We start from the raw sequence: 23732 nt of genomic DNA, 5'->3' as shown, positions 1-23732 counted from the left end.
AACAACAGCTAACGTGGTGAATACAGTGTACATAAAGCACACCTATAAACCTCTTAAATTATAAGAGGTTCCACTCATATTAAAATATATATCGCATAATAAAGCAACCCAAATGGGCTACTAAACTTGACATGTAACCATATAGACAACAATTTGTAAAATATATAGGTTTTTCAAAGTAATACCCTTCAATATCTTACTATACCATACGAAAGAAAAGTGGTATTTTTTTGTAATCTTTACTTTGTTTATGACATATAAGAAAATCGATTGAAAGCGGGAGATAAGACTCTCATGAAGATACTAAGTGAGATACAGGAATCAAAGGATTTAACGAAGGAATTTCAAGATGAAGTGGCAGTTGCGAAAGAGAAGAAAAAGCCGTGGTAGAAGTTTTGGTAAGGTTTGTATATAAACTACAAAAAGGTAGAAAAGTATACTTTTCTACCTTTTCGATTAGTGGAATAAAGATAAACCAATTTTTAAACAATGCTATTAGTTTTTAACCACTTTTCAAAAATTAATCTAGATTGTTCTTCAGTAGCATCTTTATCCCCTATTGAAAATATTTTCAAACCGTAGCCAACAAATTTTTCACCTAAATTATGTTTACTAGCATATTCATACAAAAAATCCGCGTCAGCTTCATATTCTTCAATAAAAACATCCCATATAGGCTTGTCTATTTTCTTATATGCAATAACTTCTAAATCATATCCATCTTCATAATATCCTATATGCATATGTTGGTGTTCTTCATAGTTACACATACTATTAAATAATCTCTCCTTTACCAAATAATATGATGATCATTCAAATTTGGCGGGACATGATAATGTAAATATGGTCCTTTATTTTTTACTGGACCATAATCTAACCTAAATAACACTTTTTTAGTAACTTTAGATCTGACTTGAATAATTCTAGTTTTATATGGACCTTCAAGAATATATTTATTTGGTGCGTCTAATGCTTTTTGTACATAAGGTCTCGCTATTTTCCAACCTTTATCTGCAGCTGTTCTTCCCGCTTTTGAAGTTAAAACCCTTAATGCTCCAATAACAAGAGCTGGTAATATTTCTTGTTTAACTATTAATTCACCTGTAAGAGGATTTTTTTCAATAACATATTCAACTCTTGGTTTACTTAGTTCTCCTTCTAATTGTAAAAATACAGGGTCAGTTACTAAAAAATCATATTCGTTCTCGAATTTTTCAAAATCGAAGTTAGAAACATCGACATTAGATAAATCAATACCACCATCTTCTTCAGGAACATATTCTTCGACAATTGTATCATCATTTAATTCAACAGTTGCATCAACAAATGATGGCAATGCAAAACTAAACATTAACACGAAAGAAAGTATCCCAGCTATAATTCTCATCTACCATTCCCCTCTCAAATTTTATAATAGTGGGAAATAACTAAAATTTATATTTCCTATTATTTCTCACTATTAAATATTACAAAATATAAAATTTTTCAATAAGTCTAAAAATAAAGCGATGAATTTGTTATTATTAATTTGTATAAAATAATAACTTAATAAGATTAAAAATAAATAAACTAAAAATCTCTTCCTCTACAATATAAAGCTAATAAAGCATCTCCCTAAAGGTACAATACTGTATCTTTAGGGGCGATGTTAGTGAAAAAAGAATTGAGCCATTCTAAGACATACCAATCTATTTTACCGATCCACCTTTGACCAATTGGAGATAGGATATAGTAATTTTTAAATCCTTATAAGATTCGATTTAAGCCTTTCACCATATCATTCAGTTGTAAATATAGTGTATTTCTTGGCTCTGTATACTCCTATACGCTCTCGCATTTCTATAAATAGAAATTACTTTGTCACAGGGCTCAACCTTAGGATTTCTCCACCAGCTGCCTGTCAGCTACTAGACGACTTGGCTCTTACTTAGAGACTGGATTTTCACCAGCAAGCAGCGGACCAGATGAGCTGGACACGCCATAAAAAAAGAGCACATCCCACAGAATGTGCCCTTTCTATACTCATTAAATTATTTTTCGTTCTCTTCTTTTTCCTTATCAAACCATAATAGCTCATCGTCATCAACTTCACCATTATAATTGATTAGAATCTCTTCTCCCGCTTTTATATCTTTGTAAGCAAAGAAGTTAAACGTATGATTCTCGAAGACAATATCATACGTTGCATTCGGATTATATGCATGATTAAATAACATGCCGTATCCTAAAAGGAATGCCGTATGATTTACCCCATACTCAAATGCGTAGTCAGCAAGTAACGTTTTCTCAATGTGTTCATGCTGTTCATTCGGATAAGAGATAACTGGTGCTGAGTGTATCAACTCACCCTTTTTAATATCACGAGTTGCAAATACACCTCTATTAAATTCTCCATCACTAAGTTCAGAAGTCTTAACTTCAATCATATGCGTCACCTATATATTTCTTTCTTCGAAGTATTTTTCTCCTTAAGCTTGGCAGAAAATGCGGAGAAAAGCAATTAAATTCCTATCAAGTGCTCTTTTTCATCGATATTATTTTTCTAGAATATCTTCTAGCAACTTCACTTGCTCGCTAACAGTATGTAACGTCTTCACCGATGTATCATTTCGATGCTTTTCTTCTTCAACACTCGCTAACACTTCTTCCGTAGCTGCAGAAGTTTGTTGAATTACGTTAGAAGCATGTGTAACGTCCTTTACGATATTCGTCGTTTTAACTTGGAAACTTTCTTGATGACCAACAATCTCCCTCATTACATCATTAATCGCATCAATAAACTTCCCTAAATCCGTTACATTCGTCAAAACACTTGCTAACATTTCGTTACATTCTTCTTGTACTCTTTCTGACTTCTTTACCTGCACTTCTACTTTACTTGCTTGATTACTAAACTCCTTCAAAATCCCTTGAATTCTCCCCGCAGAACGATTCGATTCTTCAGCAAGCTTTAATACTTCATTCGCTACAATAGCAAAACCTTTTCCATGCTCGCCTGCCCTTGCAGCCTCAATATTTGCATTTAAAGCTAACAAACTCGTCTGACTTGAAATATTCGTGATTACATCTACAATTTCATTAATTTGTTTCGATTGTGTCATCAATTCTCTAAATATCGTTCCTGATTGTGAAACAACATCATTTAAACTTCTCATGTTAGCTTCAAAATTTCTTAAAGTACTTACACTACCCTTTGAAATTTCTAAACTTTCATCAACACGAATCGAAGCATTTCTTACTTGAGAGATGATTTGTTCAATATTTCCCTCCATATCATTCAATACTTCTACTGAACGAGACATCATCTCTGATTGCGATTGGGTTCCCACTGCTACTTCTTCAAAAGCAAAGTTAATTTCACTCATTGACTCCATCGATGTATTCATATTTTGTCTTAAATGATTGAAATTACTATCTAGTTTCACAACTGTTCTCTCAATAAGCCTTTGCGTTTCTTCTAACTCCTGAGCTTTCTTCATCACCGCTTGCTTCTCATCACTTAAACGAGCCAACAGATTAGAACCAATCTTCGTTACACCCCACATTGCAATCGTTACAATCGCTAACAAGCTTGCGAAATTTGCAGCTTCAGATGACGCTGTATACGCAAAAAATTGATTTGGCCAATAACTACAAAGTATAAATGTAACAACAACTGCTACCCCGCCAAGAATTAAAATAAGACGTTCACTCAAATAAATAAGCGAAACCGCTAATGTAAAATAGACCATTTGAAATACAGCTGGGCTTTCATTAAATGCTTGTACCATAATGAAAGACATAATAAGTAGCATACATGTCATGATGTATTTATACATTGCTTCCATACTTTCTATAAAAGTAAGCAGCGTTCCAAATACTACGATAGAAATACCACACATCCAAAATGCTATTGCTCTCTCTGTAAAAATATATCCGTAATACCCAATCGCGATTATCCCAAGGAAGAAACTAAATATCGTGATAAATAGCAATAAATGATTTTTCTGTGATTCTTTCTCAAGGTTAGAAAAACAAGTTCTCTTTAACCACTCCATATATGAAGCCCCACCTTCTACTCATACGTATCGATTACTTCAGCTTGAATACCGCACTCACTGGGTTATGATCGCTATTTTCAAACTTCAAATCTTTCCCTTGTACATTTACAATTTCAACATTCGGTGAAACGATAAAGCCATCAATAATCGTGACAAAGTTTTCACCTTCCACATATTTCTTCACATCATCCCTTACCGTCATCACAGATGGATCTACAGCCCATTGAAATCCTCCGTCCGCAAAGTCCTTTGGTAACTCTACTAGCCATTCAGGGCGCTCTTTCACAAACTTAGGATCACTTAATTGAACATTAGAAAGTAACTGGTTCCAATCTCCACCTAATATTACGTAATCACCGTTTTGATAGCACTCGTTCATATATTCTTTTAAATACTCCGCTTGTTGCTTTCTTATTTTTCCGCCCTCATCATAAGCAGATAGATGTACGTTTACGAGCCTAACATACTTCCCATTATTAACAGGGATTTTATGTTCAACAATCGCTCGATCTAAATCGAATAAACGCTTCGGCCAAGGTTCCATTCCTGGTAGTTGGAACCGCGTTGCTGTTTGAACTGTGTATTTAGAAAATGTACTTAATCCTCCCTCAGCATTTCCCATTGGTTTTGTGACTGGGACAGGAACCCACTTAGTATCATAGTTCTTTCCAAATGAAGAAGCATAATCAGGTAATCCTTTTTTCAAAAACTCATGTTCATTTACATCAAATGAGCGATGGGATTTTATATCAACTTCTTGCAATAATGTAAAATCACTATTCTCATTTTGTAAAAATGAAAGCATATTTGTTAAGTTCACTTCAGTCTGTTCTTTACTACTTGAACCAGAACCTTTTCCACCGTCCATAAAGAAGTCTTGATCCTTATCTAATCCAGCGTATCCAATATTAAATGTTGTAACTTTAAATTCATTTCCTGGCTGCAGTACACGCTCTTTATTATTTTCAACCTTTACGTCTAAAACATTCGCTGGTTGCTCTTTTGTAAGTGTCATATAAGCTAAAAAGCCACCTAGAATACCAGCTACTATTAAAATAAATATTAATACTATTTTTAAAAATTTCTTCAAAACACATGACCCCTTTTTTGTAAAATACCATTTTCTGTATTTTCAGTTAAATTAAGATAGATTAAAGACACAAGAAATATTTTACCATAAAGAAAACTTTATATCATTATATTTTGATAATAAATAATCGTTGTATCTCTCACTGCAATAATCTTGAAATTCAATCTTAACATTTAAGAAGACAAGATTGTAAAGTAATTAAAATCCACAACAGAGAAATTGCAAATTCAAAGAATATACAGATCCTACTTTCCGCACTTTTCATTAACATATTTATTGGCAATCCAAAATAATATTTAGTACACTATAAATAGAACTTATAGGCGATGGAGTTCGCCATAACTGCTATTTAGCTAATGACTCCTACCAGTATGACTACTGGTAGGAGTCTATTTTTTTTGAGTAAACTGTTAGAGAGGTGAAGAAATTGAAATATATTATTGTTGGCATAGCTGGTATATTAGGAGCTCTTTCCCGTTATTATTTAGGTTTTACTATCGATACGCTTTGGCATCATTCATTACCACTCGCTACATTAATGATTAACTTAATTGGTTGTTTCTTACTTGCTTTGCTAACCACCTATATCGCTCGGTTAAACATCTTATCCTCCGAAGTTATTACAGGGATTGGAACCGGATTTATCGGTTCATTTACGACGTTTTCAACATTCAGTGTAGAAACTGTACAGTTAATCAATCATTCACATTTTGGTATCGCATTTTTATATGTATCATGCAGTATGCTAGGCGGTCTAATTATGTCTGGGCTTGGCTATAAACTTGGAGATTTTTTACTAAACAAACACCTTGAGGAAGGTGGAATATCATGATTAACGCTTTATTAGTAGCAATAGGAGGATTCTTCGGTGCCATTACACGATTTGCAATTAGTAATTGGTTTAAAGAAAGAAATAAAACTTCATTTCCAATTGCTACATTCCTCGTTAATATAACCGGAGCATTTTTACTCGGATATATAATTGGCAAAGGGATAACTACAAGCTGGCAATTATTATTAGGCACAGGATTTATGGGCGCCTTCACTACATTTTCAACGTTTAAATTAGAATCTGTTCAGCTTTTCAGCCGCAAAAAATTTGGCGTACTATTTCTATATTTAAGCGCGAATTATATGATTGGTATCATCTTCGCATTCCTTGGGATGAAGTTAGGTGGAATATAAAAAAAGCGACTCTTTTACCGGTCGCTTTCTTTCATAAAAAGTATGTTGCACCATATGGAATTGAAAACAAACCAGCTGGATACACATCATAATGTACACTTTGCACAGGAAGCTGTGGATACGACATATACTGGCTCTGCATCATTTGCGCTACTTGTGCTTGTTGTTGCATTTGAATGGCCTGATGCACTGCCTGAATTGTCATCTGTGCCCCGGCCACTGTAATAGCTGGTCCTACTTGTCTTCCAATGTAAAAATAATGGTTCATCATTATTCAGCTCACTTTTTATTTTTCTTCCATATCATATGTCTCTATTTCATAGTAAGTGTTTTATCGCTCTTGCTTTTTTCGAAACATCGAGAAAAGTGCTACAAATAAGATCGCAATAATCCCACTAAAGGCAAACAAATACGCTAATGGAATTAAGTAAAATGGTTCCACTAAAGTTCCATCTGGCTTCACTTCAGAACCAATTATATTAAACATAATTATACATAACACTCCTAAAAATATCGGACTAGAAGCTAGTAAATATTTATTTTTCATAATACATTCTCCTTCAATTTCATAATTAATTGATTTGTATTCCTTTTCACTATTCTTAATACCATCATAATAAATCAAATCGCATTTCAAGTCAACAACTATTTATCGTTTTACAATAAATAGTTGTTGTTTATCACAATAAAAAAACTATAGACAAATCATTGTCTATAGCCTCTTTAATCAATTATTTCGATCCAAAATACGCCTTTTGGAACATACACATTCTTATCGCATTATGGTAGTTACCATCAACGAAAAATTCGTCTTGTAACTCACCTTCTACCGTAAATCCAACCTTTTTATAAACATGTACAGCCTTTTCATTCTCTTTATCAACAACTAAATAGAGTTTATGCATATTTAATACAGAAAAAGCGTAATCCATCGCTAAACGCGTCGCTTCCGCTGCATAACCATGTCCTTGATAATTCGGATCAATAATAATCTGGAATTCAGTTCTTCGATGAATATAATCAATTTCCACTAACTCAACTAATCCAACCATCTCATTATCTTTCTCCAGGATAAAACGGCGTTCACTTTGATCGTGGATATGTTTATCATATAAATCCTGTAGTTCTACAAAAGCCTCATACGGCTCTTCAAACCAATAAGACATAATATGTGCGTTATTATTAAGTTCGTGCACGAACTTTAAATCTTCCCGTTCTAAAGGACGTAACTTTAATTCCTGACTCATTTCTATAACCTCCAAGTAAAATAACCTCTTCACTTAATTTCTCAATTTTTTTCGATTTCAAACGCCCTAATTACATTGTAAACCTTCAAGTAACTTGAAGGTCAAGGTACAAAAAGTAGTGCAAACTTATGTCTGCACTACTCTTTTCTCAAATCTCTCATATTCGATATGTATAAAGCAATAACTAAAACAAGAATGGATCCCGCATATAATAACGTCTCCATCGGTTCCTCATGAGATACAATAATTAATCTAATTAAAGCCGTAATTCCGATATAAATAAAATAACGTAACGGAAAATGATAATTCGATTTGAAATACTTAATAATTAATGCGATAAACTCGAAGTATAAGAAATAGACGATAATACTTTCAACTAATTTATAAGATGTATACTTCTTCGTCGAAAATATGTATTGAATAAAAGTAATCGTTTCATTAATTAAAAAGATAGATAAGACAATGGATAATATGATTAGAGCTATATTTAATATCCACTGCAAGACACTAGCAATAAAATGATCGATGTTAAATGATTTCATTTTCTCTTTAAACTCCCCTTCGTATAAGTACTTGTTCATTATAGCAAACTTACAATTATAGGAGTGTTAAATCATATATGATCGTCCTCTTTCACTATCACCATTAGGATATCTTTGCTTAATATAGTTGCCTCCCCAATCGCAAAGTACTTTTAAAACTTCTTTTAATGATTGTCCCTGTTTCACTCAACTTTCTGTGGTACTTGATTGTATACTTTTCTAGACACAAGCCCATCTTTTTCAAGCTCTTTCAATTGCTCAGTAAGCATTTTTTGCGTAATACCAGTTACCAATCGTTTTAACTCGCCCGTTAATGCGGGATAAAAATCAAACGACTTTATTATCTCTATACAAATAGGGATTAGCAAATAATGTTACTATAACCTCAAAAAAAGAAATCTTATTTTAACTTTCCTATTGATAAGTTAACACGATAATTCCCATACTTTAATAGTCGCCCCAGAAAGTTATCCAATTCTTCATTAGAAGCAAAATGTGTTTTTAATAAATAACATCCCTCACCACTTATACGGTCTACTTCAGAAATCCCTTCTTCTTTTTGAAAGAAATTCATAAACTCTTGATGATTAGCTGTTGTTACGAATAAAGTAACAAATGCAGTCACTACTTGTCCTAATTTGATTCGGTTTATTGCGATTGTATATTGTTCAATAATCCCTAAATCCTCTAATCTTCGAATTCGATTTCCTACAGCCTGCCCCGTCATATGTATTTTTTGACCAAGTTCTTTCCATTGTATTCTTGAGTTTTCTCCTAATAATTTCAATATCTCAAAATCTGTTTGATCAATGATATAAACCAATCCTTTCACCGTGAAAGTAGAAAGCCCGAAAGTGTTTCGCCAACTTATTCTGCTTATCGATACAATTCACTATACTTAGTCTATCCTCTTACATCACATTATTTATCAGTCATATTCACTTATAACATAGAGGACGCAACAAAAAAATACATCTAGATTTAAAGGAGGTTACAAATATGTTATTACAAGAAATCCTATCGTTCAATGAACAATTTGTAGAAAATAAGGAATACGCTCCTCGTGAAGCAACAAAAATGCCTAAAAAACGTATGGTTGTTGTTTCTTGCATGGATGCTCGTCTAATTGAGCTACTTCCAAAAGCTTTAGATATACACGATGGTGATGCAAAAGTTATCAGAAATGCAGGTGGTAAAATTGCTTCTGCTTTCGATAGTGTTATGCAAAGTGTTGTCGCATCAGTATATGATCTAAATGCAGATGAAATCTTCCTTATCGGACACCAAAGATGTGGTGCGAGCCAAACTAATCCAAAAGGAACACTTCAAAAAATATTAGATCGTGGAGTAGCTTCACCAGAAATTTTATCAGCGATTGAATATGCTGGTGTTGACCTTGAAAAATGGTTATTTGGATTCGATGATGTCAACGGTTCAACTCAAGCTAATGTTGATTTAGTAAGAAATCATCCACTTATTCCAAAAGATGTTCCTGTACATGGTTTAGTTATTGATCCTCACACAGGTAAATTAGATTTAATAGTTGATGGATATAAAGCATTAAATGGTATAAAAAATTAATTATTACTTAAATGAAGGGAAGTTATTAGATATGAATAGACAAGAAGCTACGCAAAAAATTATGGAAGCAAAAATTGCAAAAGGTTTAACATGGGAAGAAATTTCAAAAGTAAGTGAAAACTCTGAGACTTGGGTTGTAACAGCGTTATTAGGACAAGCTACAATGACACGTCCAGAAGCAGAAAAAATCGGTAAACTATTAGAATTAGATGAAGAAGTAGTTCAAGCATTAACAGTAGTTCCACTTAGAGGTCAAGTAATGCAAATGCCTCCTACTGACCCAATCTTATATCGATTATATGAAATGATGTTACAATACGCACCAACTCTTAGAGAATTAATTCTAGAAAAAGCTGGCGAAGGTGTAATGAGTGCAATTAACTTCAATCTAGGTGTGGACACACAAGAAGATCCAAAAGGTGGCGACCCTCGTATCGTGATTACACTTAACGGGAAATTCTTACCGTTCCGTACATGGTAATTAATTAAAAATCTATCTATATAATTAAAGTAATTTTATAGATTTACAAAATCCATCCTTTTTAATCTAGCTGTGTAGAAAGGATGGATTTTTACTATGAGATTCTTTTTATACAAGGGAGAATAATATGAATAAAAAATACGTCGATACGAGCTTTAGTATTCTACAGTGGTTTGTGTTTTTATTAGCAAATGCAATTGCATTGCCTATCATTATTGGTGGCATATTCCATTTATCAATAGAAGATATCTCAACATTAGTGCAACGAACTTTTTTAGTTGTAGGAGTAAGTTCATTTATACAAGCATGGTTTGGGCATCGCTATCCCATAGCGGATGGGCCAGCCGGTTCATGGGTAAGTATATTTGTCATATTGGGACAAGTCGCTATGCATCAGGGACAAAGTGCAAAGGATGTATTACAACTTTTAGAAGGCGGATTAATTATTGCAGGTATATTACTCTTCGTCCTTGGTATAACAGGGCTTGTTCATCGAATTCTACGTTTATTTACACCCTTGGTTACAGGAACTTTTCTTTTAATATTATCTCTTCAGCTTAGTGGTGTGTTACTAAAAGGAATGATGGGATTACAAGGAGCTGTAACTCATCCTGATTATACAACGGCTGCTATTGCGCTCTTTGTTTTTGCCCTTATTACTTTCTTATCAATTAAAGGGAACGGATGGATGAAAAGTTACGCTGTGTTACTTGGAATTTCATGTGGTTGGCTTTTGTATGCTGTATTAGGAAAGTCATCTCATATGCCTTCACACACACCGTTAGTTAAGTTACCAGAGCTATTTTCTTGGGGCACACCTAGATTAGATATTGGAATGGCTCTAACTGCAACTTTATTTACATTTCTTTTAGTTGCAAATACAATCGCTGCTATTTCGGCTGTAAAACAAGTGGCTCCGTTATCTAAAGAAAATGAAAAGCAAATACTGAACCGCGGCGTGTGGGCCGGAGGTATATCGCATATTATCTCGTCGTTGTTTTCTACAATTGGAATTGTACCATTACCTGCATCAGCAGGATTTATTCAACTAACAGGACAAAGAAAAGTGAAGTCGTTCCTTATAGCAAGTCTTATATTAGCAGGAATTTCTTTTATTCCTTCAATTGTAAACTTTATATCCTTGCTACCAGGTCCTATTGCTAATGCCGCACTTTTAGCAACATTTGTCCAAGTAATAGGCATTTCATTTCAATCCATTTTACGCGAAGAATTAAATCAACGCCGATTAACTATATTAGGAATTTCATTATTAATCAGTTTGGGAATAATGTTTCTTCCAGAAAGTGCATTTAGCGGAATTCCTTCTTCCTTACAATATGTTTTAAGTAATGGATTACTTGTGGGTACCATGCTTGTCATTCTATTGGAACAGTTTTGGAAAGAGTAAAATTTGTGACTAAGTAAAAAAGCGCCCTGCTTACAGGGCGCCTTTTTATACCTAATGACTAATACTAGCAGTTGGGTATAATGTTGTTCCTCCAATTGAAACTTTTATTTCATTTGTTAATGGAACATTTTGTTCATTAATAATTGTTCTCCACCATTCCCATGCAAGACCAGTACATTCTCTTGCTACGATTTTTATATTTTTTGAATTTGGTGGAAGAGGGATAACTGTAGAGTAATGAGCCGTTTTGTCTTTGCCGCTACCATCCCATGTTTTATGTGTTAGTACTTCTTTACCATTTTGATCAAATGTGAATTCATCCCAAGATACATCAAATTGCGCAACGTAAGCACCGTAATGATCCAGTGTCATTTTAGCACTTGAATATTCTGTAGTTGTCGTCTCGATATAATCTGTATTGTTATGAACAGCAGCAGTTGCATTATCTTTTAAAAAAGTACTTGTATATGAAATTGGGTATGCTGGATTTTTAAGACTTAATTCAGCATTATCTTTAATGATATTTCGGATTTCATTGAAATCTTTAGTAACAACCTTGTTATGCTCTTTCGCATCTCCGCCTAATACTACAGCAGTAAAAGTACTTTCTTCAAAAATATCTTTGTACTGTCCATTCGTTTCGACGCTGTTATTCTTAAGTAAGGCTTTAAAAGCAGCTTGTACATCTTTGCTCTTAGATGTTGTTTCTAATTTTACATAAACAGTTCTACCATAAGCTACATTTGAGACCATAACAGGTGGGGCCGAATTACTTACACCTTTACGAGTTAACTCACCAAAAGTAACACTATTATCAAAAAGATCGGATGGATTGTTAGGTAGTTCAGCACTTACGGTATAAAATATTTGCTTATATGCCGCTACCATCACTTTTTTCTCTCCATTTGCAACCGCATTAAAATCAATGTTTAGACTGTTATCAAGATATTTAGCGTTAACGTTAAGGGCACTTGCGATTTGTGATTTACTATAAACCATAGATTCTGTATACTGCATTCTTGCAGGTAACGTATGTGTTTTAGAATACTTTTCATTCCAAGTAGATACTAAATCATCTACTGCTCCAGCCACATTACCATATGTCGGATTTTGGACAGTAATTGTATTTTCTTTTCTCATGCCAGGTAAGTCTATACTAATATTCAAAGGCTTTCTCTTAGCCACTAATAAACTCGGTTGATTGTCTGCAAAAGCTTTATTTGCAAGTTGTACCGCTCCTGGATACGTACGATTCACCACAGAATCAATAATCGAAATATCGACTGGTGAAGTTGTAAGTGATTTTTTCTCGCGTTCCACTACTACAAATTTACCATTTGAATTGATACTTTCTTTCGGAACAAAACTCTCTACCTTATCACCATTTACAGCTAAAACCTCTTGATTATTATATTTAAGATTTGCTATACCAGTATCAATGCCACTAGCATTTTTGGTTACATCAGTTGTATTACCTGCTTGTGTTTCTGCGAAGGAAATAGATGAATAATTAATAGTGCATAGACTAACTAATAAACACGCAAGGAACTTTCTTCTTTTAGTGTTTTTCTTAATATTCAGAAAAATCACCCCGTTCTTTTTTTAGTAAGATATGATAATGATTGATAAATGATAGCTAACTAATAAACCTACATAAATGCTTTCAAAAGTTCTTGAATTAACGGGATTACGCCACCTACAAATTTCAAAACTGCCATTGCGATTTCCATATTATTTCCTCCTTTTTTATTGCTACGAAAATGTGATTTATCTTTATGCCCTCATTATAGTGACCCCTTACACTTTTATCAATACACTCTTATATGCAATATTACATACAAAAAAAACAAGCTGAATTCTTATAAAAAGTTATACAGAGATAAATTTTTCGTTTGGTAAATACTTGAAAATACGAAGCGTTCCTTTGCATTTCATGAGTAATTTACAAGTTTATTGTTGGAAGCATCGCAGGACCGGAAGTAATGAAATACATGCAGGACTGTTACGAGCAGCCAGAAATATTAAGAGTTATCATGGGCAACCGCATTAAAAAAAGCTGCTGCCTATAAAATACAGACAGCAACTTCAACTAGAGTAGCTGGCATGATTTACACAAGCTACAGTATTTTTTTGACATACTCATTTTTCACATTTTGTAACTAATAAACAGCGATTGGCCCATAAGGACCATTGATAATTTCAATTTTCGTTTCAAAAATATCTGTTAAAATTGTTGGGTCCATAACCTCTTCTACTGTTCCAAAAGCAGCAATTTGTCCATCCTTCATAGCACAAATTTTATCCGAATATTTGGCTGCAAAATTTATGTCATGCATAACAGTCAAAATTGTTCTTCCAAATTCATTAGCTGCACGTCTCAAATGCTCCATCATTTGAACAGAACGAGCAACATCAAGGTTGTTCAGAGGCTCGTCCAAAAGTACATATTCAGTCTCTTGGCACAATACCATCGCTACATATGCCCTTTGTCTTTGACCACCAGAAAGCTCATCTAAATATCTATTCTCTAAATTAGTTAAATCTAGAAAATCGATATATTTAGAAATAATAGCTTCATCCTCTTTAGTTAATCTTCCCTTTGAATAAGGAAAGCGCCCAAATCCAACTAATTGTCTAACAGTAAGCCTAGTTACAAAATGATTCTCTTGTCGCAATATAGTCAAAACTTTTGCTAAGTCTTTTGATTTGGATTCAGAAACATCCATATTTGCTACCTGAATTTGACCTTCATCCATATCTAAAAGTCTTCCAATCATCAATAGTGTCGTTGACTTTCCAGCGCCATTTGGTCCAATTAAAGAAGTAAAGCCCGCTTTTGGTATTTCAATATCCAAAGGTCCTATTTTCACCTTATCAGTATAGAACTTTTTAACATTATCAATTTTTATCATAAAGCCCTCTTCCTTAAAACTATAGTTAAGAATATTATTCCACCAAATAATTCAATAATAACTGAAACTACACCTTGAGCATGGAATACATGATACATTAAAAAGTATGCACTCGTCATTATCAAAAATCCTATTGCAAAAGCCATTGGAAAAATATATCTATGATCATAAGTTGACGCCGCCTGATAACTCAAAGTTGCTACTAAAAAGCCGTAGAAAGTAAGTGGCCCAATTAGAGCTGTTGAAATGGACATCAAAATAGCAACTAATACAAGCGTATAAATTACACTAGGTTGATATTTAACTCCAAAAGAAGTAGCAACATCCTTTCCTAGTGACAAAACATTCAAATTCTTAGAATGAGCAAAAATTAATACTGCTACAATTATGATCATAGGAATTACAATAGGAAAATATGCAGGATCTGCGTGATTAACAGAACCAAATAATTTCGCTTGTAAAATATCAAACTCTGAAGGCGCAAGTAGCTTTCTCATAAAAGTTGACACAGAATTTAGTCCGGTACCAATAATAATTCCAACTAAAAGCATAAGTTGTAAATTCCCGTATTTACCGGAAAGTAACCATCCATAAAGTATCAAACTCATGAAGACCATAACAACAACTTGGAATACAAACGATCCAATTCCATTAAAGTTTATTAATGCACTAGCACCAAAGAAGAATATTGTACTCGTATGAATTGCTGAATAAAGTGATTCGAAACCTAAAAGCGAAGGAGTAATAATCTTATTGTTCGTAATAGATTGGAAAGCAACTGTCGACAAGCTATGGCAAACTGCAGCAATAATCATCGCAACAATGGCTATTATCCTTCTCTTAACAACCGGGATAAAAGAAGGTGAATCTATCGGAACTGGATTGTTATAAACTAAAAGTCCATATGAAGAAAGGAGACCTAAAGCGATCAATGTTATCAGTACAATCCAATAGCGTCTTGCTTCCTTCTTAGAACGAAAAGCGCTAGCTGATCTACTTTCATTATGAAGGCTAGAATCGATTTCGACATTTTCTTTATTTCTATAGTCTAATGTGATCATCGCAGCCTCCTTGGTTTTCTTTTTCTCAATAAAATAGTAATAAATACGACTGCTCCCACTGTTGCAAGTATTAAAGAAACAGGTACTTCAAAAGGCTTTATAATTGTTCGAGAAATGATGTCACAGGCAGTTATTGTCCCCATTCCGATCACACATACCCAAGGTAAATTACTCCTAAGATCATCTCCCCTAAACATTGAAACAATGTTTGGAACAATTAATCCCAAGAAAGGTAAGTTTCCAATAACAGCTGCAACAATTCCAACTGCAACAGAGATAAGGCCAGTCCCAAAAAGAACAATTCTATTGTAATTAACTCCAAGGCTTGTTGCGACATCTTCTCCTAGTCCAGCTAAAGTCAATCTATTAGCATACATAAAAATAAGCAAAGTAACGATAACAATCAGCCATAAATATTCATATCTTCCCACCTGAACGGTAGCAAATGAACCTACGAACCAAGTTTCAATACTTTGCGTCATTTGAAAAAGGAGTCCCAAAAAAGTAGACACTGCAGAAATAACTGCTCCAAGCATCAATCCAATAATCGGGACAATTAAAGACGAACGAAGTTTAACTCTTCTTAAAAATAGAAAGAAAATCATAGTTCCTATAAAAGAAAAAATGATTGCACCAGTCATTCTTTGAACTAACGTCGGGGCAGGAAATAATAAATATACAAAAAGCAGGCCTAAGCCTGACCATTCAATAGTCCCCGTTGTAGTAGGTTCAACAAAACGATTCTGTGTAATTAGTTGCATTACGAGCCCTGCCATCGCCATTGCAGCTCCAGTAAGCATTAATGCAACTGTTCTCGGAACACGAGTTATGAAAAACATCTCCATTCCGTCCTCTTGTCCACGTATATCATAAACTCCAGTAAACAGTGATATAATCCCTAAAATTATAACAACTATAATCGCTATTATAAAAGGTTTTGTCCATATTTTATTGTGATTATAAAACTGGGGTTGAGAAATATTCTCAACCCTAGAAATCATATTTTTTGACACTGTTTCGTACTCCTTTACACTACTTAGCTAAAGTTTTTGCGATATTTCCAAATAACTCTATATAAGTCTCAATTGATTCATTTGTGTAAGTATCTGCTGGTGCATAAACAATTTGTTTTTTAGAAACAGCAGTTGTGTTTTGAAGAGCAGGTGATTTAGAAATAACATCTTGAGCAGGAGCTGAAGTAGCAGCATCAGATGTTGCAGCATCACGATCTAATACGAAAAGCCAATCAGGATTTGTTTGTGCAATAGCTTCAACAGAAACGTCATCACCTTTATGACCTGCAGTAGAATTAGACACTTCTAGCGCTGGAGTCCAACCGAAAATCTCATACATTGGTCCCCAAACGCGACCAGAGTGAGGAGCAGCAAAACCAATATTCCCACCAGTAACGATAACACTCATAACTTTATCTTTTCCATTATAAGCAGATTTTACATTTTCAATAGATTTATCAAAATCAGCTACTAATTTTTTAGCTTCTTTATCTTTATCAAAGATTTTTCCTAGAGAAATTGTAGAATCTTTAAGTCCTTTTACTAAGTTTTCTCCAGGCTTAGTAGCTTTCTCAGAAACATCAACATTAAGATCAATAACAGCCGCATTTGGCACTAATTTTTTGATTTCTTCGTAATGGCCAGCAAATCTTTGACCAACGATTACAAGTTCAGGGTTTGCCGCTGCAATAATTTCAAGATTTGGTTCGCGGTGATTTCCAATATTTTGAACTTCACTATCCTTTACATATGCTGAATCTGCAGGCATTACATCCTTTGGAGCAGCCGCTAATTTAATTCCCCAATCAGCTAAAGTTTCAAAAGTTCTATTATCCAAAGCAACTACATTTTTTGGATTTACAGGGACTTTAACAGTTCCATGTGCATCAGTGATTTCAACTGTTTTTGGCTTATCACTACTATCACCTTTATTAGCTTTCGAAGTTTCCTTACTTGAATCTGAGCAAGCCACTAACATTAAAGTGAAAATTGCTAAAATACTTACTAATTTTAAAAGCATAGTTTTTTTCATACGTATACTCCTTATAATGTAATTTAGTTCGAAAATGATAACGTCCATAGATTAAATTAGATAGTAACCTTTATGCATCTAAATTGCTATTGATAATCATTTTCATTTGAATATCCTGTTAATAAGTATAGTCATTAATTATGTGAAAATCTTGTGAATGGTGTGAGTTAATAAAATTAAACATAAATTAGATACAGTCTCATCTAATGCGCACCAGAGTCATCCCCCACACGTACTAATCAATAGATTGGGCACCTTATAAACCATGATTTCTACTGCAAAAAAAATGCCCATTAATAGCTGATTTTTTCATAATCCATTGCCTGGTAGCAATCTTCTTTTTATAGTTTCCGTCTTTTAATATTTCACAGAAACTATTTGATTATCAGGTTTAATAGAAAAAAACGAGTAAAACTGTATGAAATAGTTTTACTCGTTTTTGCTATTATGACAAACTGTACTTTACCTATTATCTTATTTTTATCATTCAACCATTGAATAGCCTCTGCCATGTATCGTTTGAATATATCTACCTTTCTTCTCGCACTTTAACTTTTTTCTTACATACCCAATATATAAATCCACTACATTTGGATTGACTACTACGTTATATCCCCAAACCTGATTCAAAAGCATTTCACGGCTCAATATTGTATTTTTATTCTTAATTAAAAATACAAGTAAATCGTACTCGCGCTTCGTAAGCGAGAGATTTTTACCACCTTTTTTCACAACATGGCTAGATGCATCAACAAAGAGATCTTTAAACTGAAAAAAGTTTGTCTCATTTTGCTGGATACAGTCACTTCTCCTTAAAATAGCTTGAACCCTTGCTACTAATTCTTCTTTCACAAATGGTTTTCTAATATAATCATCTGCTCCTGCTTGTAACCCTGCTACGCAATCCTTGCTAGAAATATTGTCGGTCACAATAATTATCGGTGTCGTTTTAACAAGTCGTATTTGTCTACAAATTTCTGGCCCCGATATACTTAATGAATCCCAATCCAATATGATAATATCCCAATCTTGTTCATATACTATATTTAAACCTTGGTTTTCATTGTGAAGTTTTAAAATGAAATAGCCCTCTTGCGTTAGACCGCTTACGATTTTCTTTGCAAAAGACCGTTCATTCTTAATTACTAACACCTGCTTCACCGATGGTTCACCTCTACTTCAATATAACTTAGTTGGATAAAAAGTTATCCCCAAAAAATAATTTAAGATTTATAAATATTAAATCCCTAAAAAAGCCATTATAACAGCTTATTAGGAGAACTCTATATAATCTTACAATAGATATGGATAAAAACACAAAATATATGAAGATTTAAATACATATTATTTAATCATTAAGAGCAACTATATTATCTAGCTGCTTATTATCAATAACTATTCCCTCAGTTTCTGTTTCAAGGGTACCGTCCTCAACTTAAGCATTTTATAAAACCACAAAACAAAAAGAACCATCCCCCCGCCACTCTGGCAAAGTTATGGTTCATATCATACAAAATAAAAAACCACCAAACAGTTATGTATTGGTGGAGACGGTGGGAGTCGAACCCACGTCCAAAAATATCGGCACTTAAGCTTCTACGAGTGTAGTCGATATATTAGCATTTCGCGAACTCTTCGGCCTATCGACAGGCTTCCAAGTTGCTAGTCTGATTGTTCTCTTCCTTCGCCCTCAGACGGCGAACTCCGGCGTAGTCCACTTAGTTTGAGTCCCTTACCCTACCACATGGACGATGGAGGGAGGAACCTTTAGTGCAATTAAGCAGCTAAAGAAAGATTGTTTTGTTTGCCAATTATAGGCTTTGACGTTTTAACGAGGCCGATCCCCTCGACTCGCAACCTAAGCTCGAACTATCCCTGTCGAATCCGTAACGTCCCCATGATAAAAATGGAGCATACGAAGAAATATCGTGATAGCTACTAAGAGCTGTTTTTCAATGTGCAACAATCTTACATAAGTTATTATATCATACGCGCGCCGTTTTACAAATGTAAATATCTGTATTACATCTTTTGACGATCACGGAACACGCGTGCAATTTCACGTTTAGCTTCTTTCTCTTTTAAATCGTGACGCTTATCATATTGCTTCTTACCTTTTGCTAAACCAAGTGCCATTTTCGCAAATCCATTTTTCAAATAGATTCTAACTGGAATTAATGCATAACCTGTTTCTTTTGCATAACCTGCTAGCTTATCAATTTCTTTCTTATGAAGAAGTAACTTTCTTGTACGAAGCGGATCGTGATTAAAACGATTCCCTTGTTCATATGTATTAATATGCATATTATGAACCCATACTTCACCGTTATGTATACGTGCAAACGCGTCTTTCAAGTTCACGCGTCCAGCGCGAATCGACTTAATTTCCGTTCCTTGAAGGACAAGCCCTGCTTCGTATGTTTCTTCGATGAAATAATCATGAAATGCTTTTTTATTTTGCGCAATAACCTTACCTGTACCCTTTGGCATATAACGTCCCTCCTCTATTTTTACCATTGTAACAAATGTAAACCAAAAGCGAAAGTGGCTCGCTCAGAATCTTTGGACATTGGAGCTCCCGACAAAGAAGCGCTTTTTGCTTCGTCCGAGGGCGCGAAATGGCCAATAGATTCTAGCCACTGTAGCTGGATTCCAACAAAAAGCGAAAGTGGCTCGCTCAGAATGTAAGGCGAAGCCACTCTTTTCTTACTTGCGCTTTTTCTTTTTCTTCTTGAATCCTGGTACATTTTCAAAGAATCCTTTTTTCTTCTTACCATTACCATTACTATTACTATTACTATTACTATTACTATCTTTTTTCCCTGGCTGACTAGCGGATGTGGATGCAGATGCTTTTCCTTTTCCTTGTCCACCACGATCAAACTTTCTTCCTGTGCCGCGTTCACCACCGCGCTCATTACTACGTTCGCTACGTCCACCGCGTTTCTTTCTGCCTGTTCTTGGCTGTTCAATCACAACTGGACGATCTTTGAACTTACGACGAGGTGTGCCTTTCATGCCAACGATTTCAAAGTCGATTGCGCGCTCGTCTTTATTTACGTTAATAACACGAATTGTAATTTCGTCACCGATGCGGAATACGTTACCTGTACGTTCTCCAATCATCGCAAAATGTTTTTCGTCATAACGGTAGTAATCATCTGTTAAATAGCTAACGTGTACAAGACCTTCAATTGTATTTGGAAGCTCTACGAATAAACCGAAGTTTGTTACAGAGCTAATCATACCGTCATACTCTTCACCGATCTTATCAACCATATACTCTGCTTTTTTCATTTCGTCTGTTTCACGCTCTGCTTCAACAGCGCGGCGTTCCATATTAGAAGAGTGCTCTGCAATCTCAGGTAAGTTTTCACGCCATTTCGCTTGCGTTTCGTTGTCTACTTTACCATTAATGATGTATTCACGAATCAATCTATGAACAATCGTATCTGGGTAACGACGAATTGGCGATGTGAAATGCGTGTAGAACTCAGTTGATAAACCAAAATGTCCTAAGCTGTTCGAATCGTAACGTGCTTGCTTCATAGAACGAAGCATAACTGTTGAAATAACTATTTCTTCCGGCTGACCTTGAACCATTTCAAGAATTTGCTGCAATGCACGAGGGTGTATTTCATTCGCACGTCCCTTTACTGCATATCCGAAGTTTGTTACAAACTCGAAGAAACGCTCAAGCTTATCTTCTTTCGGATCTTCATGGACACGGTACATAAACGGTACGTTCATCCAGTGGAAATGCTCCGCTACTGTTTCGTTCGCAACAAGCATAAACTCTTCAATTAACTTCTCTGATACAGAACGATCACGCATTACAACATCAGTCGGTTTTCCTTCTTCATCTACTAGTACTTTCGCTTCTTTAAAGTCAAAGTCAATCGCACCACGGCGCATACGTTTTTCACGTAAAATTTGTGCTAACTGCCCCATTTCTTTAAACATTGGCACTAGCGGCTCGTAGCGTTCAATTAGCGCTTCGTCTTCATCTTCTAAAATGCTTCTTACGTCAGCATACGTCATACGCTCTGTCGTTTTAATTACACTTTGGAAAATCTCGTGTTTTACAACATCACCTAGATTGTTGATTTCCATTTCACAAGATAGTGTCAGACGGTCTACTTTCGGATTTAATGAACAAATACCGTTTGATAAACGATGCGGAATCATCGGAATTACACGGTCTACAAGATATACACTCGTTGCTCTCTCTGCTGCTTCAACATCAATTGGAGAACCTTCTTGAACGTAATGACTTACATCCGCAATATGAACGCCAAGCTTATAGTTACCGTTCTCAAGCTTCGTTACTGTAACAGCGTCATCTAAGTCTTTCGCATCCGCACCATCAATTGTAACAATCATTTGATCACGTAAATCACGACGATCTTTTATATCTTCTTCTGAAATCGTTTCTGGTACACTGTTTGCATGCTCCATCACTTCTTCAGGGAATGCTAAAGGTAAATGATGTTTATGAATGACAGATAAAATATCTACTCCTGGGTCATTTTTATGACCTAGAATTTGAATAACTTCACCTTCTGCGCTTAAACGGTTCTCTGGGTAGCCCGTAATTTTCACAACTACTTTATGGCCTTCTACAGCGCCCATAGATGCACTTTTCAAGATAAAAATGTCACTTGTCCAGCGTTTATTATCAGGTATAACAAATCCAAAGTTCTTTGACTCTGTATATGTACCAACTAGTTCCTTCGTTCCACGCTCTAAAATACGAACAATCGCGCCTTCTTGGCGTGATCCACTTGATTGTGCGCTAACACGTGCTAATACTGTATCACCATGAAGTGCACCATTTAATTCTGTCGGCGGGATGAAAAGATCATCATCTCCTGTTTTCTTCTCTTCTGGAACGACGAACGCAAAACCACGTGCGTGCCCAATTAATTTACCGCGTACTAAATTCATTTTTTCTGGAAGACCGTAGCGGTTACTACGTGTGCGGATAACAAGCCCCTTCTCTTCCATCATTACAAGTGCCTTTACGAAATCTTTAAAGCCCTCAGAGCCTTCGATTCCAAATGCCGATTCTAATTCTTGTATCGTTAACGGTTTATACGCTTCTTCCCTCATAAATAATAACAACTTATCAATATGTTCTTGCATGATTTCTTCCAAGCAGAAATACCTCCTTTAAACCCTTATATTATTTAGTGTATCCGAAAGATGGGGGATGTATAAAGTGAAACTTTAATCATCTCCCAATGATTTTTTACAGCTTTCATAAAGTGTAACTTTAACCAGTGGTTTTTTGTCCGTCCCCACTGATTATTAGCCTACAAATAGCGGGATAAAAATTCCCTTATGAAAAAAAGAGGCAACTAGACCTTACCAATCTAGTTGCTCCAAGAAGTTATATACATCCTCATGTAGCACATCACGTTCTTTATCAAGTGTAATGACATGCGTAGAGTCTTCATACCATTTAATGTCTTTTAACGTAGATTCTACACCGTTATAAATAATGTTAGCACTATCTGTATTAATCATCTCATCATGACGTGCTTGTACAACGAATGTTGGAGCATAAATCATATCAACATTATTGCGTACGTCACGAATCAACTCCTGTAATGCTTTTAATGTATTCATTGGTGTCTGTTTAAATTCAAACATTTCCTGCTCAATTCGTTCTGGTGATTTTTGCTCACGCTTTTTATATTCGCGGGCATATGCCAATATACCTTGGTACATAATTTCTTCACTTTTAATGTACATCGGTGCACACATTGGTACAACACCTAAAATCGGTAATGTATAAGCAAGTTTTAATGAGAATACTCCGCCTAATGATAATCCAACCGCAGCTATTTTCTCGTAACCTTGATCTTTTAAATGCTGGTAGGCATTCATTACATCTTTCCACCAGTCTTCAGGGCCTGTATGAACAAGCTCTTCTGGTGGTACGCCGTGTCCTTTATAAATTGGTGCATGACAAGTATAGCCTTTCTTCTCTAAGAAACGCCCTAGCATGCGTACGTCAGCTGAGTTCCCTGTGAATCCATGTAATAATAAAACAGCGCGGTCTCCACCTTCAAATGTAAATGGTTTCGGAGATGCTAATTTCATCATGTACTTCTCCTCTTTCTCTTCTGTAATC

At 34.9% G+C, this 23732-nt stretch carries 25 protein-coding genes, 1 other RNA gene, 1 pseudogene and 1 riboswitch; of the genes and pseudogenes, 6 read left to right on the top strand and 21 right to left on the bottom strand.

Annotated features, from left to right (window positions below; translation table 11 throughout):
* The first annotated feature begins 270 nt into the window (after window positions 1-270).
* On the top strand, window positions 271-390 hold the full coding sequence (locus JFU20_RS17085; RefSeq protein WP_002016020.1) for a DUF3967 domain-containing protein: 120 nt from the start codon (window positions 271-273) through the stop codon (window positions 388-390).
* 92 nt (window positions 391-482) lie between these two features.
* Here JFU20_RS17085 and JFU20_RS17080 read toward each other — a convergent pair whose 3' ends face one another.
* The 5 genes from JFU20_RS17080 to JFU20_RS17060 form a co-directional block, all read right to left on the bottom strand.
* The gene (locus JFU20_RS17080) at window positions 483-770 is read right to left on the bottom strand and encodes a DUF3986 family protein (RefSeq protein ID WP_002089498.1); all 288 of its coding nucleotides are present in this window, start codon (window positions 768-770) and stop codon (window positions 483-485) included.
* 20 nt (window positions 771-790) lie between these two features.
* Entirely contained in the window at window positions 791-1387 is a 597-nt protein-coding gene (locus JFU20_RS17075; protein WP_002016022.1) for a hypothetical protein, read from the bottom strand.
* A gap of 643 nt (window positions 1388-2030) precedes the next feature.
* The gene (locus JFU20_RS17070; protein WP_000573650.1) at window positions 2031-2426 is read right to left on the bottom strand and encodes an SET domain-containing protein; all 396 of its coding nucleotides are present in this window, start codon (window positions 2424-2426) and stop codon (window positions 2031-2033) included.
* A gap of 108 nt (window positions 2427-2534) precedes the next feature.
* Window positions 2535-4037: a DUF4077 domain-containing protein gene (locus JFU20_RS17065; RefSeq protein ID WP_002016023.1), complete on the bottom strand. Its 1503-nt coding sequence runs from the start codon at window positions 4035-4037 to the stop codon at window positions 2535-2537.
* Between the two features lie 34 nt (window positions 4038-4071).
* Window positions 4072-5130, bottom strand: a complete 1059-nt coding sequence (locus tag JFU20_RS17060) for an endonuclease/exonuclease/phosphatase family protein (RefSeq protein ID WP_002016024.1) — start codon at window positions 5128-5130, stop codon at window positions 4072-4074.
* A 313-nt stretch (window positions 5131-5443) separates the two neighbouring features.
* A riboswitch (Fluoride riboswitch) is annotated at window positions 5444-5503 on the top strand.
* A gap of 54 nt (window positions 5504-5557) precedes the next feature.
* Here JFU20_RS17060 and crcB (JFU20_RS17055) point away from each other — a divergent pair.
* Complete coding sequence (crcB, locus tag JFU20_RS17055) at window positions 5558-5962, top strand: fluoride efflux transporter CrcB (RefSeq protein ID WP_002166491.1); 405 nt, start codon at window positions 5558-5560, stop codon at window positions 5960-5962.
* A complete protein-coding gene (gene crcB / locus JFU20_RS17050; protein WP_002166490.1) occupies window positions 5959-6315 on the top strand; it encodes a fluoride efflux transporter CrcB in 357 nt (118 codons plus the stop codon). The genes crcB (JFU20_RS17055) and crcB (JFU20_RS17050) overlap by 4 nt, the downstream gene beginning before the upstream one ends.
* Window positions 6316-6346: 31 nt before the next feature.
* Here crcB (JFU20_RS17050) and JFU20_RS17045 read toward each other — a convergent pair whose 3' ends face one another.
* The 6 genes and pseudogenes from JFU20_RS17045 to JFU20_RS17020 all read right to left on the bottom strand — a co-directional run bounded on the left by JFU20_RS17045 (window position 6347) and on the right by JFU20_RS17020 (window position 8936).
* Window positions 6347-6586, bottom strand: a complete 240-nt coding sequence (locus JFU20_RS17045; RefSeq protein ID WP_002016028.1) for a DUF3947 family protein — start codon at window positions 6584-6586, stop codon at window positions 6347-6349.
* Window positions 6587-6646: 60 nt separating this feature from the next.
* Entirely contained in the window at window positions 6647-6862 is a 216-nt protein-coding gene (locus tag JFU20_RS17040; RefSeq protein WP_002166489.1) for a DUF3955 domain-containing protein, read from the bottom strand.
* Between the two features lie 184 nt (window positions 6863-7046).
* The gene (gene speG / locus JFU20_RS17035; RefSeq protein WP_002166488.1) at window positions 7047-7562 is read right to left on the bottom strand and encodes a spermidine N1-acetyltransferase; all 516 of its coding nucleotides are present in this window, start codon (window positions 7560-7562) and stop codon (window positions 7047-7049) included.
* Between the two features lie 137 nt (window positions 7563-7699).
* Window positions 7700-8104, bottom strand: a complete 405-nt coding sequence (psiE, locus tag JFU20_RS17030) for a phosphate-starvation-inducible protein PsiE (RefSeq protein WP_002089513.1) — start codon at window positions 8102-8104, stop codon at window positions 7700-7702.
* A 71-nt stretch (window positions 8105-8175) separates the two neighbouring features.
* Window positions 8176-8472 (bottom strand): annotated as a pseudogene (locus tag JFU20_RS17025) (winged helix-turn-helix transcriptional regulator).
* 32 nt (window positions 8473-8504) lie between these two features.
* Window positions 8505-8936 carry an Lrp/AsnC family transcriptional regulator gene (locus JFU20_RS17020; RefSeq protein ID WP_002016035.1) on the bottom strand — a complete coding sequence of 144 codons (432 nt, stop codon included), beginning with the start codon at window positions 8934-8936 and terminating at the stop codon, window positions 8505-8507.
* Between the two features lie 167 nt (window positions 8937-9103).
* Here JFU20_RS17020 and JFU20_RS17015 point away from each other — a divergent pair, with 167 nt between their 5' ends.
* From JFU20_RS17015 to JFU20_RS17005, 3 genes are all read left to right on the top strand, one after another.
* On the top strand, window positions 9104-9685 hold the full coding sequence (locus JFU20_RS17015) for a beta-class carbonic anhydrase (RefSeq protein WP_002016036.1): 582 nt from the start codon (window positions 9104-9106) through the stop codon (window positions 9683-9685).
* Window positions 9686-9716: 31 nt separating this feature from the next.
* Window positions 9717-10166, top strand: a complete 450-nt coding sequence (gene cynS, locus JFU20_RS17010; RefSeq protein WP_001081567.1) for a cyanase — start codon at window positions 9717-9719, stop codon at window positions 10164-10166.
* 127 nt (window positions 10167-10293) lie between these two features.
* Window positions 10294-11574, top strand: a complete 1281-nt coding sequence (locus JFU20_RS17005) for a purine/pyrimidine permease (protein WP_201038778.1) — start codon at window positions 10294-10296, stop codon at window positions 11572-11574.
* Window positions 11575-11625: 51 nt separating this feature from the next.
* Here the strand turns inward: JFU20_RS17005 and alo are convergent, their stop codons facing one another.
* From alo to JFU20_RS16955, 10 genes are all read right to left on the bottom strand, one after another.
* Window positions 11626-13164: an anthrolysin O/cereolysin O family cholesterol-dependent cytolysin Alo gene (gene alo / locus JFU20_RS17000; protein ID WP_002016038.1), complete on the bottom strand. Its 1539-nt coding sequence runs from the start codon at window positions 13162-13164 to the stop codon at window positions 11626-11628.
* Window positions 13165-13733: 569 nt separating this feature from the next.
* Window positions 13734-14486 (bottom strand): iron ABC transporter ATP-binding protein, encoded by a 753-nt coding sequence (locus tag JFU20_RS16995; protein ID WP_000590058.1) that lies wholly within the window; start codon window positions 14484-14486, stop codon window positions 13734-13736.
* Window positions 14483-15547, bottom strand: coding sequence for an iron chelate uptake ABC transporter family permease subunit (locus tag JFU20_RS16990; protein ID WP_002089519.1), 1065 nt, complete (start codon window positions 15545-15547; stop codon window positions 14483-14485). Before JFU20_RS16990 ends, JFU20_RS16995 begins: the two co-directional genes overlap by 4 nt.
* Entirely contained in the window at window positions 15544-16560 is a 1017-nt protein-coding gene (locus tag JFU20_RS16985; protein ID WP_002166486.1) for an ABC transporter permease, read from the bottom strand. The genes JFU20_RS16990 and JFU20_RS16985 overlap by 4 nt, the downstream gene beginning before the upstream one ends.
* A 19-nt stretch (window positions 16561-16579) precedes the next feature.
* Entirely contained in the window at window positions 16580-17593 is a 1014-nt protein-coding gene (locus JFU20_RS16980) for a siderophore ABC transporter substrate-binding protein (RefSeq protein ID WP_201038777.1), read from the bottom strand.
* Between the two features lie 483 nt (window positions 17594-18076).
* Complete coding sequence (locus JFU20_RS16975) at window positions 18077-18754, bottom strand: response regulator transcription factor (protein ID WP_002016045.1); 678 nt, start codon at window positions 18752-18754, stop codon at window positions 18077-18079.
* Between the two features lie 381 nt (window positions 18755-19135).
* Window positions 19136-19490, bottom strand: a transfer-messenger RNA (tmRNA) gene (gene ssrA / locus JFU20_RS16970).
* A gap of 125 nt (window positions 19491-19615) precedes the next feature.
* Window positions 19616-20083, bottom strand: a complete 468-nt coding sequence (gene smpB, locus JFU20_RS16965) for an SsrA-binding protein (RefSeq protein WP_002089531.1) — start codon at window positions 20081-20083, stop codon at window positions 19616-19618.
* A 216-nt stretch (window positions 20084-20299) separates the two neighbouring features.
* Window positions 20300-22738, bottom strand: coding sequence for a ribonuclease R (rnr, locus tag JFU20_RS16960; RefSeq protein ID WP_374222327.1), 2439 nt, complete (start codon window positions 22736-22738; stop codon window positions 20300-20302).
* A 222-nt stretch (window positions 22739-22960) separates the two neighbouring features.
* Window positions 22961-23701 (bottom strand): alpha/beta hydrolase, encoded by a 741-nt coding sequence (locus JFU20_RS16955; protein WP_162836430.1) that lies wholly within the window; start codon window positions 23699-23701, stop codon window positions 22961-22963.
* Window positions 23702-23732: the final 31 nt, after the last annotated feature.

The sequence above is a fragment of the Bacillus sp. TH30 genome (assembly GCF_016650875.1).
Lineage (GTDB): Bacteria > Bacillota > Bacilli > Bacillales > Bacillaceae_G > Bacillus_A > Bacillus_A mycoides.
The sequence above is the reverse complement of the archived record's forward strand: the minus strand, read 5'-3'. Positions and strand labels throughout refer to the sequence as shown.